This is a genomic window from Paenibacillus sp. RUD330, from assembly GCF_002243345.2.
Classification (GTDB): domain Bacteria; phylum Bacillota; class Bacilli; order Paenibacillales; family Paenibacillaceae; genus Paenibacillus_O.
The window spans coordinates 1,402,616-1,416,109 of the sequence record NZ_CP022655.2; the positions used below are offsets into that span (position 1 = coordinate 1,402,616).

The 13,494-nt window shown below is 61.4% G+C and carries 11 protein-coding genes; 5 read left to right on the forward strand and 6 right to left on the reverse strand.

What is annotated here, in order from left to right:
* Nucleotides 1-8: 8 nt before the first annotated feature.
* A complete protein-coding gene (locus tag CIC07_RS06095; protein WP_076359387.1) occupies nt 9-455 on the reverse strand; it encodes a hypothetical protein in 447 nt (148 codons plus the stop codon).
* A gap of 149 nt (nt 456-604) precedes the next feature.
* Nucleotides 605-901, reverse strand: coding sequence for a TetR/AcrR family transcriptional regulator (locus CIC07_RS06100; RefSeq protein WP_076359388.1), 297 nt, complete (start codon nt 899-901; stop codon nt 605-607).
* A 269-nt stretch (nt 902-1,170) separates the two neighbouring features.
* Between CIC07_RS06100 and CIC07_RS06105 the strand changes: the two genes are divergently transcribed.
* Nucleotides 1,171-2,988 carry a glycoside hydrolase family 30 protein gene (locus tag CIC07_RS06105; protein WP_083688671.1) on the forward strand — a complete coding sequence of 606 codons (1,818 nt, stop codon included), beginning with the start codon at nt 1,171-1,173 and terminating at the stop codon, nt 2,986-2,988.
* Between the two features lie 156 nt (nt 2,989-3,144).
* Here the strand turns inward: CIC07_RS06105 and CIC07_RS06110 are convergent, their stop codons facing one another.
* A complete protein-coding gene (locus CIC07_RS06110; protein ID WP_076359390.1) occupies nt 3,145-3,423 on the reverse strand; it encodes a hypothetical protein in 279 nt (92 codons plus the stop codon).
* Between the two features lie 97 nt (nt 3,424-3,520).
* Here CIC07_RS06110 and CIC07_RS06115 point away from each other — a divergent pair, with 97 nt between their 5' ends.
* From CIC07_RS06115 to CIC07_RS06130, 4 genes are all read left to right on the forward strand, one after another.
* Complete coding sequence (locus CIC07_RS06115) at nt 3,521-4,666, forward strand: Gfo/Idh/MocA family protein (RefSeq protein ID WP_076359391.1); 1,146 nt, start codon at nt 3,521-3,523, stop codon at nt 4,664-4,666.
* A 709-nt stretch (nt 4,667-5,375) separates the two neighbouring features.
* On the forward strand, nt 5,376-7,904 hold the full coding sequence (locus tag CIC07_RS06120) for a glycoside hydrolase family 95 protein (RefSeq protein WP_076359392.1): 2,529 nt from the start codon (nt 5,376-5,378) through the stop codon (nt 7,902-7,904).
* A gap of 228 nt (nt 7,905-8,132) precedes the next feature.
* On the forward strand, nt 8,133-9,371 hold the full coding sequence (locus tag CIC07_RS06125) for an alpha-L-fucosidase (RefSeq protein WP_076359393.1): 1,239 nt from the start codon (nt 8,133-8,135) through the stop codon (nt 9,369-9,371).
* Nucleotides 9,372-9,648: 277 nt separating this feature from the next.
* Entirely contained in the window at nt 9,649-10,485 is an 837-nt protein-coding gene (locus CIC07_RS06130; RefSeq protein WP_076359394.1) for a DMT family transporter, read from the forward strand.
* A gap of 93 nt (nt 10,486-10,578) precedes the next feature.
* Here the strand turns inward: CIC07_RS06130 and CIC07_RS06135 are convergent, their stop codons facing one another.
* From CIC07_RS06135 to desA, 3 genes are read right to left on the reverse strand one after another with little or no spacing between them, the layout of a single operon-like run.
* Nucleotides 10,579-11,181, reverse strand: a complete 603-nt coding sequence (locus tag CIC07_RS06135; RefSeq protein WP_021880936.1) for a response regulator transcription factor — start codon at nt 11,179-11,181, stop codon at nt 10,579-10,581.
* Nucleotides 11,178-12,314, reverse strand: coding sequence for a sensor histidine kinase (locus tag CIC07_RS06140; RefSeq protein WP_076359395.1), 1,137 nt, complete (start codon nt 12,312-12,314; stop codon nt 11,178-11,180). Before CIC07_RS06140 ends, CIC07_RS06135 begins: the two co-directional genes overlap by 4 nt.
* A 52-nt stretch (nt 12,315-12,366) precedes the next feature.
* Entirely contained in the window at nt 12,367-13,470 is a 1,104-nt protein-coding gene (gene desA / locus CIC07_RS06145; protein ID WP_076359396.1) for a Delta(5) desaturase DesA, read from the reverse strand.
* Nucleotides 13,471-13,494: the final 24 nt, after the last annotated feature.

Genomic DNA, 13,494 nt, shown 5'->3' on the forward strand with positions numbered 1-13,494 from the left:
TTCATCGTTCAGCTTCCGGCAAGGCCATCGGGTTGATCGGGCTGCCGATTGCGGCTCCGTCCACAGCGCTGTCCAAGGAGGAGGGCGCTGACGATGACCGGCAGACTTCCCTTCCGTTCGGCCATCCTGCCTCCGTACCGGCCGAGCAGCGCGGCGCTCATCGCCGCGGGGAACAGGATGAGGCCGATCCTGGCGGTGCTTGTTCCGCTGACCGCGTAGACGATGGAATAGCCGGTGACGACCCAGCCGGCTTCCGACGGAAGAAGGGCGAACGCGCGCGAGATTTCCGGCAGCGCCATATTGAACATCGTGACGTTCGTCACGGAGAAGAGGAGAATGACGCACAGCAGACGGACGAGCTTGCCGGCATTGCCGTCATCTGCTGAGGAAGCGTCCCGTTCTGCTAGGCCAGCTTCACCCTGAGCGGCTCGTCGGGAAGCCGATTCGTTTTCCATGCGAGTATCCTTCCTTCTTTCGTTAAATGGGAGTGGTTGTTAGCATTCACTAACATCGAGGCCTAAAAAGTGCGCGCGCTCGGCGAAGCCCGGAATCTGCTTGCCTTCCTTCATGACGATTCAGGATCTTGCGGTTGCGGTTCATGATCTCATGATAGGAGGCGCCGACGAGCAGAAGGTCGGCATAGTGATCGCCCTTCAACTGTTCCGCGAAGCGAAGATCGAGCGCATCTGCCCGGCATAGTGGAAGCGGTCCAGCGCTTCTTCAAGCAGACTCTGCTTGCTGCGAAGTGGCGGAACAGCGTCATCTCGCTCATGCCGGCGGCAGCCGCGATCACCTTTGTCGTAATGCCCTTGTATCCCTGTTCGGCGATCAGGTCGACGGCTGCGTACAGCAGCCTTTCCTTGGTGCTGCGCAGGTCCCCGCGTGCATGATCCGTCTCCATGCGGCTCCTCCTTTCTTTTGTCAGCCCTGAATGGTAGTGAATGCCAACTTGCGAATTGATCCTCATTCAGCATGGCTGCGGGAAATTGTAAATCCCCAGGCCAACCCCGCTTCTCCATAAGTAGTCATGCGGCTGTCAGCATAAAGTCACGATCGAGGTAGAGGGCGGCGCCCCGTCCTTCCTACAATGTAGATGCGGCTTTCAAGGCCGCATGCACAAGCTCGCATCGCATAATCTGCAATCTACCAATTCAATGGAAGGCGGTAGGAATGATGAGAGAACGGTGGAGGAAAAAGGCGGGGAGAACGGCTTTGGCGGCCGTAGTCGCCGGCACGCTGCTGATGGGGACGGCTGGGCCGAGAGCGGAGGCGGCGGCCAGCGCCTCGATCAACTGGACCGACGTCAAACAGTCGATCGACGGAATCGGAGCCTCGCAGGCGGGATGGTCCAATGCGGTCTATGACCTGCCGGAGCCCCAGCGCAGCCAAGTGATGGATCTGCTGTTCCGGCAGGACAGCGGCATCGGGCTGTCGATCTTGCGCGGAGCGGTATTCTCCGACTACAGCACGGCGCCGGGCCAGTACAACTTCGGCCTGCATCAGGATCAGGTATGGGTCATGCAGCAGGCCAAGGCGCGGGGAGTGGACAAGATCGTCGCCAGCACCTGGAGCCCTCCGGCCTATATGAAGACCAACGGACAGACGACGAACGGCGGTTACCTCAAGCAGGAGAATTACGGCGACTTCGCCGCGCTGCTCTCGCAGTTCGTTAAGCAGTACAAGGCTCTGTACAACATCGACATGTATGGAGTATCCGTGGCCAATGAACCGAACTCCATGACCTTCCTCAGCTGGGACTCCAGCCAGTGGAACTCCACCAACTTCCAGGTGTTTCTCAAGGATCATCTCAAGCAGGCGATGGTCGCGGCAGGCGTGCAGAACACCAAGGTCATCGTGGGCGAGTCTTCCTGGTGGTCCGAGGATCTCGTCAAGGATTCGCTGAACGATCCGCTGTCGGCCGAGAGGCTGGACATCGTGGCCGGACACAACTATCCCGTTCCGGTCGTGAACGCCGAGCTGCCTTCCGATCCGTTCGCCACCGCCCAGTCCAAAGGGAAAAAGGTATGGATGACGGAGGTGTCCAAGGTCGACGGCTACGATCCCGGAATGGGCTCGGGACTGAAGTTCGCCAAGCAGCTCCACACCTTCATGACGAAGACGGGCGTCAACGCCTGGCTGTACTGGACGGGAGCGATTCCAGGCGACAACGACGAGGGGCTCATCAACGTCGACCTCGCCGCCGGCACCTACAAGCTGACCAAGCGCTTTTATACGATCGGCAACTACAGCAAGTTCATCCGTCCGGGCTACGTCCGCATCGGCATGCCGGACAGCCCGCAGTCGGGCTTGTACACATCGGCCTACAAGGATCCCGCCACAGGCAAATTCGTCATCGTGGCCGTCAACGACAGCGACGCCACGGCGGAGCTGAACCTGTCTCCGACCGGCTTCAGCGCAGGCTCCATTACGCCTTATACGACCAATGACAGCCTCAGCCTCGCGCAAGGGCAAGCGATCCCGCTCTCGGGAGGACAATACCAGACCCGCATCCCGGCGAAGAGCGTCGTCACGTTCACCGGCCAGAACGGGTCGCCTGCTCCCGCCGTCACGACGGTGGCCGACGAGCTGAACGACTGGTCGAAGACGTTCTCGCATACGGCCGGCCTGGCCTTCGATTCGGCCAACACAATCTATTACAACGGAGACGCCTCGCGCGTCAAGCGCACGGCCGGCACGACGGAAAGCCTCGTCTACAAGCTGCCGGGAATGACGGGCTTCAACGCATCCCTTTATCAGTTCAGCATCTGGGACGGAGTCGCGTTCTACTCCTCTCCCGACGGCGTCAGCTGGACTCCGGTCGTCCATGTCAGCACGGCAGGAGTGTATACGGGCAGCAAGTGGTACGGCAAGCAGTACAGCGCCCAGAGCCTTCTCCCCGCCGGCACCCAATATCTGAAGGTGGAGCTGAGCGGCTCCGACAGCTGGGAGAAGCAGATTTCCCGCATCGTATTGACGGCGTCCAGCTGACAGCCGCCGGAAGGCATCCGGGAGCCCGGCAAGACGGCTTGCTGCAAGGCCAGGCAGAATGCCCCGAACCGTTTTTTCAAGAGCCGGATAGACAGCTCCGTACATCCGTCTATTCAAGAGAGGGACATAGACAGCCCTTTTCCTGGACAGATCTATTCAAGAGCCAGGCATAGAAAGCCTGTGATCATCGATTGTATTCAAGAGCCAGGCATAGAAAGCCTGATCATCGGTCGTACTCAAGAGCCAGGCATAGAAAGCCTGAACATCGGTCGTATTCAAGAGCCAGGCATGGAAAGCCTGAACATCGGTCGTATTCAAGAGCCAGGCATGGAAAGCCTGAACATCGGTCGTATTCAAGAGCCAGGCATAGAAAGCCTGAACATCGGTCGTATTCAAGAGCCAGGCATGGAAAGCCTGATCATCGGTCGTATTCAAGATTCAGGCATCAACCCTTTTCAAGGAGCAAGCAGGCTGAGGCGGAAGTCTACTTCCGTCTTGGCCTTACCTATTTTCGGCTGGGAGGCCATCCACCATGAAGCAGGTTCGTATCGGCATGATCGGCGTAGGAGGAAGAGGATATCTGGCGGGCTATTGGCATCAGCCGGACGGGCGGTCCGTCGTGACGGCTGGAGCGGATATCAGCATGGAGCGTCTGGAGGAGTTCAGGAGCAAGGTCAATCCGGACGCGTTCGTGACGACCGATTACCGCGAGCTGCTGGCGCGGGAGGATGTCGACGCTATCGCCGTCACGGCTCCTGACCGGTATCACGAGGAGTTCGCCATAGCCGCGCTGAAGGCGGGCAAGCATGTGTTCTGCGAGAAGCCGCTGGCCATCACTACGGAGGGCTGCGACCGGATTCTGAAGGCGGCCCGGGAAGCGGGCAAGCGACTCATGGCCGGCCACAACATGCGCTACATGAACATGTTCCGCACGATGAAGGGAATCGCCGATTCCGGCGTGCTGGGCGATATCAAGGCGGTCTGGGTGCGGCATTTCGTCGGGCGGGGCGGCAGCTATTACTATCACGACTGGCACGGCAGCTCGGCCAATACAACGTCGCTGCTGCTGCAAAAAGGTTCCCATGACATCGACATCATCCATTGGATCACCGGCAGGTATACGAAGCGGGTATCCGCCATGGGCGGGCTTGATTATTACGGCGGCTCCTATCCGGATACGCTGACCTGCCCGCAGTGCGAGCTGAAGCAGACCTGTCCGGAGGCGCAGTTCATTCCCGGCATGGACCGCTGCGCGTTCCGCAAGGAAATCGATGTCGAGGACAACAGCATGGTCATGCTGGAGCTGGAGGGCGGCATCAAGGCCTCCTACCTGCAATGCCACTTCACGCCTGATTATCAGCGCAACTATGTCTTCATCGGGACCAAGGGAAGGATGGAGAATTCCGAGCCGGACAACAAGGTGTACGTCCAGACCCGGAAATCCGGAGAGTGGCAGGAGCATTCCGATATCGTCTATGAAATCAAGGAGGCGACCGGCGGACACGGCGGGGCCGATCCGGAGATCTGCCGCGATTTCGTGGACATGATTCTGGACGGCCGTGAGCCTGTCGCCACGCCGGAGGCGGGACGCATGAGCGTGGCTGCCGGCGTCGCCGCTGCCGCCTCGATGCGCGGCGGAGGATTTCCGGTAGAGGTTTCTCCGATCAGGCAGGACTGAGCCGGGGCGTCCCGAATGACCTATTCAGGCTCTTTAAGCGGAGCAATGCAAGCTCGATGGTCTGGAACTCCCCTAGGCTGCACCGATTGGCCGGAACCTGTCCGTTATCGACAACGCCGCTTCCAGAAAGGACTCCGATCGGACATCAGATCCGTTATTCGTGGATATCAGCTCCAGATAGGACTCCGATCGGACATCAGATCCGTTATTCGTGGAATCAGCTCCATTGTGGACTCCGATCGGACATCAGATCCGTTATTCGTGGATATCAGCTCCATTGTGGACTCTGATCGGACATCAGATCCGTTATTCGTGGAAATCAGCTCCATTGTGGACTCTATCGGACATCAGATCCGTTATTTCCTCAAAAACCTGTCATCCATGGCCATTTTCTTAGGAATAACGGATCGTATGTCCGATAAAATGAGAAATCGCTCTAAATGGACCCAATAACGGATCGTATGTCCGATAGGTTGCGCAGGCCACCGCCGTTTTTGCCAAAATCAAAGTCAGGATCGAGATTAGCAATCAAACCGCGAAGCCGGCTGACAGTCTAGGTAGGTTCCATGTTCCGCTCGAGTGATTTTCCGCTTAAAGAAGAGGTCTATATATCGCTCTTCAAATGCATTCTTGCGCTCTTCGCAGCCAAGCTCCCTGCGGGAACAGCGAACGGGATGCGTCACTACCGGATAAAGGAGTCCCTGAAATCATGACGACGGAACAAGTGCAAGGCAAGACAGCAGTTCGGACAAATGGAGAGAAGCTGGAGCCCGCCTCGCGGGATGCGCTCTGGTATGAAGCCCCTGCGGGCGCTTGGACCGAAGCTCTTCCGATCGGCAGCGGCCGGCTTGGAGCGATGGTGTTCGGCCGGCTCGGCGAGGAGCGGATCCAGCTCAACGAGGATTCCCTCTGGTACGGCGGCCCTGGAATCGGATCGAGCCCGGATGCGGCGGAGCAGCTGCCGCGCATCCGCCAGCTGCTGCTCGCCGGCGAGCCGGAGCAGGCGGAGGAGCTGGCGATGACGGCCGTGATGACGCAGTCCGGCCATCTCGCTCCCTACCAGACTCTGGGCGAGCTGCTTATCCGCTTCCCCGGCGAGCCTGCTGCTGCGGAGCGATATATTCGCGAGCTGCGCCTCGATGAGGCGGCGGCTGTGACCCGCTTCGGCTGGGGAGCCGTGGAGCGCACCCGGACCGTCTTCGCGAGCGAGCCGCATGCCGTGATCGCGGTCCGGATCGAGGGCAGCGAGCCAGGCGGCTTGTCGTTGCGGGCAGGCATGACGCGCCGTCCGTTCGAAGGCCGCATGACGCAGCTGGAGCGGGGCGTCGCCATGGAGGGGCAGTGCGGACCGGATGGCGTCCGCTACGCCGCCGTGCTGCGGGCTGAAGCGGAGGGCGGCAGCTGCCGACTGCTCGGCGATGCGATCCTCATCGACGGGGCGGATTCGGCGACGCTGTACATCGCCGCGGCCACGACCTTCCGCAGCGGGGATCCGCTGGCGGAGAGCCTGGCGCGGGTGCAGGCGGCGCTGGACGCGGGCTACGACGAGATCCGGGAGCGGCATCTGCTCGCTCATCGCGCCTTGTACGACCGCGTGACGCTGGAGCTGGGAGCAGGAGCGGATGCGGGACAGGGACCGGGACAGGGACCGGGCAGGGAGCATGAGCCTGCTCGCGGGCAGGAGTCCGTTCAGGGACGGCAAACCGTACCGGGACAGGAATCCGCATCAGGACAGGAATCCGCATCAGGACAGGAATCCGCATCAGGACAAGAATCCGTACCGGGACAGGAATCCGGCCCGACGCTTGACTGTCTGCCGACCGATGTGCGGCTGCGGCTGCTGCGGGAAGGAGGAAGCGATCCCGGATTGGTCCGCCTCTTTTTCCTCTACGGCCGATACCTGCTGCTCTCGAGCTCGCGCCCGGGATCGCTGCCGGCGAACCTGCAGGGCATCTGGAACGAAAGCTTCACCCCGCCGTGGGAAAGCGACTATCACCTCAACATCAATCTGCAGATGAACTATTGGCCGGCCGAGGTTTGCAATCTGGCGGAAACCCACGAGCCCGTATTCGATCTGCTCGACCGCCTGCGCGAAAACGGCGTCGTCACGGCACGGGAAATGTACGGAGCCGAGGGCTTCGTCGCCCATCACGCGACCAATATGTGGGGAGATACCGGCATTGTCGGAGTCTGGGTGCCCGCGGTCATCTGGCCGACGGGAGGCGCCTGGCTTTCCCTGCATCTGTGGGAGCATTACCGCTATCAGCCGGATCGCCGGTTCCTTGAGGATCGGGCTTACCCGATGCTGAAGGACGCGGCGCGATTCTTCCTCGACACCCTGCTTGAGGACAGCAGAGGAAGGCTCGTCACCGGACCTTCCGTGTCGCCGGAAAATACGTACGAGCTCCCTAACGGCAAGCGTGGCGCGCTGTGCATCGGTCCGTCCATGGACTCGCAGATCCTCCATGCGCTGTTCTCGGCCTGCGGGGAAGCGGCGGCGGAGCTCGGCGTGGACGCGGAGCTTGCCGGGAAGCTGGAGGCGGCGCGCCGCCGGCTGCCCGAGCCGGAGATCGGCAGCCGCGGACAGCTGCTGGAATGGTCGGAGGAATACGGGGAGCCTGAGCCCGGACACCGGCATATCTCCCATCTGTTCGCGCTGCATCCCGGCGAGCAGATTACGCCGGAGCGGACGCCGCAGCTCGCCCAAGCGGCCCGAAAGACGCTGGAGAGCCGGCTCGCCCATGGCGGGGGCCATACCGGCTGGAGCCGGGCGTGGATTCTCAACTTCTGGGCCCGGCTGGGCGAAGGCGGCGAGGCGCATGAGCATCTGATGGAGCTGCTGCGCCATGCGGTCCATCCCAATCTGTTCGGCGATCACCCGCCGTTCCAGATCGACGCCAACTTCGGCGGCACGGCAGGCGTCGCCGAGATGCTCCTGCAGTCCCATGGCGGCGAGCTGAAGCTGCTGCCGGCGCTGCCGCCGGAGTGGCCCGAGGGACGAGTGACGGGACTGCGCGCCAGAGGCGGAGCGGAATGCGACCTGTCATGGGCGGGAGGAAGGCTGACCGAGGCCGAGCTGCGCTTCACGCATGGCGGAAGCTTCTTCATCCGGCATGGCGGGGAGCTGACGGCCGTGGACGGCGCCGGCCTGCTCAAGCAATTCATTTTCGAGGACGGACGGTACCGATTCGATGCCAGAGCGGGGGACGTGCTCAGGCTTGCGGCCGTTCGGGCATGATGCGGCAACAGCTGAAACGAGCTTGGGCGGCCGGCACCGCGATGGAACCGCTGGAACGGAACTCAACCGCTGGAGCGGAATTCAACCGCTGGAACGGAACTCAACCGCTGGAGCGGAATTCAACCGCTGGAGCAGTGCCGCCGGAGCTATACGGCCTGTTTCGCGGGCGGACCCAGCTTATATCGGCTCCGACCGAACGGGCGGAGCCAGGACGAAGGAGACCAGAACATGAACGAGACCTACACGGGGGCTGTGCCCTCGAAGCATCAGCTGATCTGGCAGGACATGGAGATGGGGATGTTCATCCACTTCGGCATGAATACGTTTTGCGACCAGGAATGGGGAGAAGGCGGGGATTCGGCTCTACTGTTCCATCCTGAGGAGCTCGATGCCCGGCAATGGGCGCGCGAAGCGCGGCAAGCGGGAATGAAATATCTCATTCTCACCGCCAAGCATCATGACGGCTTCTGCCTTTGGCCGAGCGCGCAGACGGATTATTCCGTCGCCTCCAGCCCTTGGAGGGACGGCCAAGGAGATGTCGTGCGGGAATGCGCGGACGCATGCCGCGAGGAGGGCATCGGCTTCGGGCTCTATCTGTCCCCATGGGATCGGCACGAGCCGAAATATGGAGATAAGGAAGCCTATGACGATTTCTACTGCGCCCAGCTGACGGAGCTGCTCACCGGCTACGGCGAGCTGATGGAAGTATGGTTCGACGGCGCGGGCTCGGAGGGACGCGTCTATGACTGGCCGCGCATCATCGAGCTCGTCCGCCGGCATCAGCCCGGCGCGATGGTGTTCAACATGGGCGAGCCGACGATCCGCTGGGTCGGCAACGAGGACGGAGTCGCGCCATATCCTTGCTGGAATACGGCCGAGTCGGCTCCTCTCAGCATGTTTGCCGCCGAGAGCGCGACCTGGCTGCCGTCCACGCCCAAGTGGGTGCCGGCCGAATGCGACGTGCCGATCCGCCGCCATCAATGGTTCTGGCATCCGGATTCCGAGGATCGCCTGCATGATCTCGACCATCTGATGGACATCTACTACCGCTCCGTCGGCCATGGCTGCAATCTGCTGCTGAATCTGTCGCCGGACCGAAGGGGATTGCTGCCGGAGCTCGATGCGGCCCGCCTTCAGGAGCTTGGCGCAGAGATCCGCCGCAGGCTGGGGACGCCGGCCGCCGAGACATCCGGCGAAGGCAGCGAGCTGACGCTGGAGCTGGGCGCTCCGACGGAGATCGGCCATCTCGTCATCATGGAGGATATCTCCCGGGGCGAGCGGATCCGCGAGTATGCGGCCGACATCCGGATCGACGGCGAATGGCGCGAGCTGGCATCGGGCTTCTCGGTAGGCCACAAGCGGATCGAGGCGTTGACTCCCGTCGCCGCGGAAGCCGTGCGGCTGAGAGTGTTGAAGAGCGAAGGCGAGCCGTTGATCCGCTCGCTGCAGGCTTACGCCGCCGTCTGACGGCAGCGGGACGCCCGTCCCTGAGCCTATGACTGTCCGACGCAGCGGGGGGCCATGCAGCCAGGCGGATTGGCTGATCGGTCCCTGAGCCTAGACAGTCTGCGGCAGCAGGCTTTTTAAGCTTGACAAGCCGATGGCAACATCCTACATTCAATCGGAGAGCAGGGGTTCAGCTCCTGCCGGCCGAAGCTGCGCCCGATGACCAGCGAACCGGGATCGACGGCTCCCGGCCCGTTCCTTTCCACTCTGCCGCCATATTCTACAAAGTGGTGATCCTGTGACATCTTTGGCAATCCTGCTCGTAACCGCATCGGGTCTGGCTCATTCGGTGTGGAATCTCCTGGCCAAAAAAAGCCGGGACAAAGCCGTCTTTCTCTGGCTCATCTTCAGTTTCACGACCATTCCTCTGCTGCCCTACCTCGTATGGGAGCTCATCCACCTCCACGGGGGCTGGGTTACGCTTGTCCTGTCCTTCGCCTTTCAGGCCGCGTACGGCCTGCTCCTCTCCCTCAGCTATAAGGAAGGGGACATGTCGCAGGTTTATCCCATCATGAGAGGAACCGGCATGTTCCTCGTGCCGCTGCTGGGGATGCTGATCTGGCATGAATCGCTCAGCATCTGGGGCTGGCTGGCGCTGCTCATCATGCTGCTCTGCTTCTTCTCGCTCAGCGGGTGGCCCGCTCCAGGCAAGCGGGTCGCCATGCGGCCCGTCCTGCTTGCGCTCGGCGTCGGCCTGTGCACGGCGGGCTACGTAACGATGGACAAATTCAATCTGCAGCATCTGTCCGCGCTGTCGCTGCTTGCGCTCGGCAATCTTGGCGTCATGGCTGCGCTCACTCCTGCCGCGATGCGCAAAGGCAAGCTGCGCGCAGAGTGGAGCGGACGCTGGAAGCAGACGCTGGCCGGCGCCGTGCTGAGCCCGGGCTCCTATCTGCTGTTCCTGCTCGCGATTCCTTACGCGCCGATCGGACTCATTTCGCCGATTCGCGAATGCGGCACCGTCTTCGCCGCCATCTTCGGCGTGCTGCTGCTCAAGGAAAGCCAAGGCTTCCGCCGGATCGTATCATCTGCGGTCATGGCCGCGGCGATCGTGACCGTGGCTTTGTGGGGCTGAGGCGCGGGCGCAATGAACAAGGGCGGTCTCCCAAGGCCGCCATGACAAAAGGCGATTTCCCCGCAGGCCGCGGCCTGGAGGAAATCGCCTTTTTCATTTGAACCAGCCTTTCTCCTTGAACCTGGAGATGGCCTCGATCCGGTTGCTGACGCCGAGCTTGTCGAGAATGACGGAGATGTAGTTGCGCACCGTGCCGCTGGACAGGAAGAGCTCCTTGGCGATGTCCTTGGTGTTCTTCCCTACGGCGACGAGCTCCATCACTTCGCGTTCGCGTTCGGTGAGGGGATTCTCCTCCACGTTGTACACCTCGTCGACCAGCTCGGGAGCATACAGCCGCCTGCCGGTCATGACGCTGCGGATGGAGTCGGCGAGCTCGTCGCTGGAGCTGTCCTTGAGCAGATAGCCCTGGACGCCTGCCTTGAGCGCCCGCTCAAAAAATCCCGAACGGGCGAAGGTGGTCAGAATGATCACTTTGCAGCCGTCGCCCTTCAGCAGCTCGGCGGCTTCGAGCCCGTTCATGACGGGCATCTCGATATCCATGATGCAGACGTCGGGCTTATGCTGGCGCACCAGCTCGACCGCGATCTGGCCGTTGCCGGCCTGGCCGACGACCTGCATGTCTTCCTCGAGGTCGATCAGCGATCCCAGCGCGCCGAGCAGCAGCCGCTGATCCTCGGCGATGACGATCCGTATCATGCTTCCACCTCCTTCTCCACCCGGCTGACGTTATGGGGAACGGTCATCGTAATTTCCGTCCCCGGCGCGCCGGATATTTCCAATGTTCCGTTGAGGAATTCCAGCCGCTCCTTCATTCCCTGCAATCCATTGCCGCGCTCGAGCTTCCGCACGTTCCGGATCCCGTTGCCGTCATCCTTGACCTTGACGATGAGCAGCTCCGGAAGCTGGGTGATGGAGAGGGAGCAGGAGGCGGCGTGGCTGTGCTTGACGACATTGGTGACAGCTTCCTTGATGCACATGCTCAGCACGTTCTCCGTGAGCCTCGATGTATGAGCCAAGCGGGGGTCTCCCTCCATCTCGAAGGAAATCTCCGCGGCGCCGAGAATCTGCCGGATCCTCTGGATCTCGTCCTCCAGCCGCGCGCCGCGCATATGGGAGACCATTTCCCTGACTTCCTGCAGGGCGATCCTCGCCGTCTGATGCACATCGGCCATCTCGCCGCGAGCCCGCTCCGGGTCCTTGTCCAGCAGCTTGCCGGCGAGATCGCTTTTGAGGCGGATCAGCGACAGCTGCTGGCCGAGAGTGTCGTGCAGGTCGAGCGCGATGCGCTGCCTCTCCTCATGGACGAGCAGATCCGCGATCCGGCGGTTGGCATCCTCCAGCTGCCCCTGCAGCTTGACCTGCTTGAGCGTATTGTAGCGGTTGAACGGAAGCACCGCCACGCCGATCAGGCAGACAAGGACGAAGGGCCACTGGGAGATGAAAAATTCGTTCCCGATCGCGAACCCCGTATAGACGGCTCCGAGCGTGACGACCAGGTGGACGATATACAGGCTGAGAAAACCCGCCCAGCTTCTCGTATTGCCGATGAATACGGCCAGAAAGAAGCTGAAGTACGGGTAATGGAAGTAGATCGTCATCGCAGCCGACACGGCCATCTGGATGGAGATGCCCGTATAGAGCCTCCAGCCTCTGTCGGAAGAGGTCAGCCGGAAGCACAGGAAGAACAGAGCGACGAGAAACCCGCCGAACAGCATATGGCGGGTCTCGGGGAACCGGAAGATGAAATAGAAAGGCAAGATGATGAATGCCAGCCATACATATAAGCTGAATCCGCTGCTGCGGGGAAAGATCCGGTACCATTTCTGCATCGATGCCGCTCCTTGCGTGAAGTCCTGATGCTACCAGTGTAGCATAATGGGCTTATTCCCCGCTGGTCCCGGTTCTTGCTTTGACCGGCGCCGCAGCGACACGGGCGACGGGGAAGGGGCGTAGCTCCGCCTGATGCTTGCTCTCGAATCCGCCGCCCGGCCGCTGCGCTATCAGCCGCTTGCCGTCCCGGAAGGAGACGAAGCATCTGTTCACGTCGTCCCAGAGGTTGAAGCGCAGCGACTTCAGGCTGGTGCGGAGCGTGATGGTCGTCGCATGCTGCAGCGACGGAGCCGCTTCATGGGCGCCTTGGAGGCGGTAGTTCGGAATCCGCGGGCTGAGATGATGGACATGGTGGAAGCCGATGTTGCCGGTCAGCCATTGCAGCCACGCCGGGAGCTTGTAATACGAGCTGCCGTCGACGGCGGCCTTGAGGTATTCCCATTCCGGATCATGCTCGAAGTAGGAGTCCTCGAACTGATGCTGCACATAGAACAGCCAGATGCCGGCGGCGCCGGAGATCCAGAAGATCGGCAGCTGCACGAGCAGGAACGACTGCCAGCCGGCTGCCCAAGCGAGCAGCGCGTACAGGACGACGATGCCGGCATTGGTCGCGTACGTGTTCAGCCGCTCCTTGCGGCGAGCGCCCTTTTCGTTGAAGCGGTAGGCGAAGAGGATCAGGACGATCGGCCCGAGTCCGAACAGCACGAGCGGATTGCGGTAGATCCGGTAGCTCAGCTTGCGCCACCGGGATGCTTCGGCATACTCCTGCACGGTCAGGATCCACATGTCGCCGATGCCGCGCTTCTCGAGATTGCCGCTGCCCGCATGATGGATATTGTGGGCATGCTTCCATTGTTCATACGGGAACATGGTCAGCACTCCGAGCAGATAACCAAGCAGATTGTTGGCGCGCTTGCTTTTGAAGAACGATCCGTGGCAGCAGTCGTGGAAGATGATGAAGCTGCGGATGACGAAGCCGGCGGCGGCGACGCTGAACAGCAGCGTCAGCGCGTAGGAGACGTTCAGGCTGAGATAGGCGGCGTACCAGAGCAAGGCCAGAGGGGGCAGCGTATTGAGCAGCTGCCAGACGCTGGCGGCGGAATCCGATTTTTCGTAGGGCGCTATCATTTGGCGCAGTTGTTTTAGTGGAGACATCCCGAAACCTCCTGAATGTGGCTG

Coding starts and splice junctions, on each gene's coding strand:
- CIC07_RS06095 (WP_076359387.1), bottom strand. CDS start 455: ATGGAAAACGAATCGGCTTCCCGACGAGCCGCTCAGGGTGAAGCTGGC.
- CIC07_RS06100 (WP_076359388.1), bottom strand. CDS start 901: ATGGAGACGGATCATGCACGCGGGGACCTGCGCAGCACCAAGGAAAGG.
- CIC07_RS06105 (WP_083688671.1), top strand. CDS start 1,171: ATGATGAGAGAACGGTGGAGGAAAAAGGCGGGGAGAACGGCTTTGGCG.
- CIC07_RS06115 (WP_076359391.1), top strand. CDS start 3,521: ATGAAGCAGGTTCGTATCGGCATGATCGGCGTAGGAGGAAGAGGATAT.
- CIC07_RS06120 (WP_076359392.1), top strand. CDS start 5,376: ATGACGACGGAACAAGTGCAAGGCAAGACAGCAGTTCGGACAAATGGA.
- CIC07_RS06125 (WP_076359393.1), top strand. CDS start 8,133: ATGAACGAGACCTACACGGGGGCTGTGCCCTCGAAGCATCAGCTGATC.
- CIC07_RS06135 (WP_021880936.1), bottom strand. CDS start 11,181: ATGATACGGATCGTCATCGCCGAGGATCAGCGGCTGCTGCTCGGCGCG.
- CIC07_RS06140 (WP_076359395.1), bottom strand. CDS start 12,314: ATGCAGAAATGGTACCGGATCTTTCCCCGCAGCAGCGGATTCAGCTTA.
- desA (WP_076359396.1), bottom strand. CDS start 13,470: ATGTCTCCACTAAAACAACTGCGCCAAATGATAGCGCCCTACGAAAAA.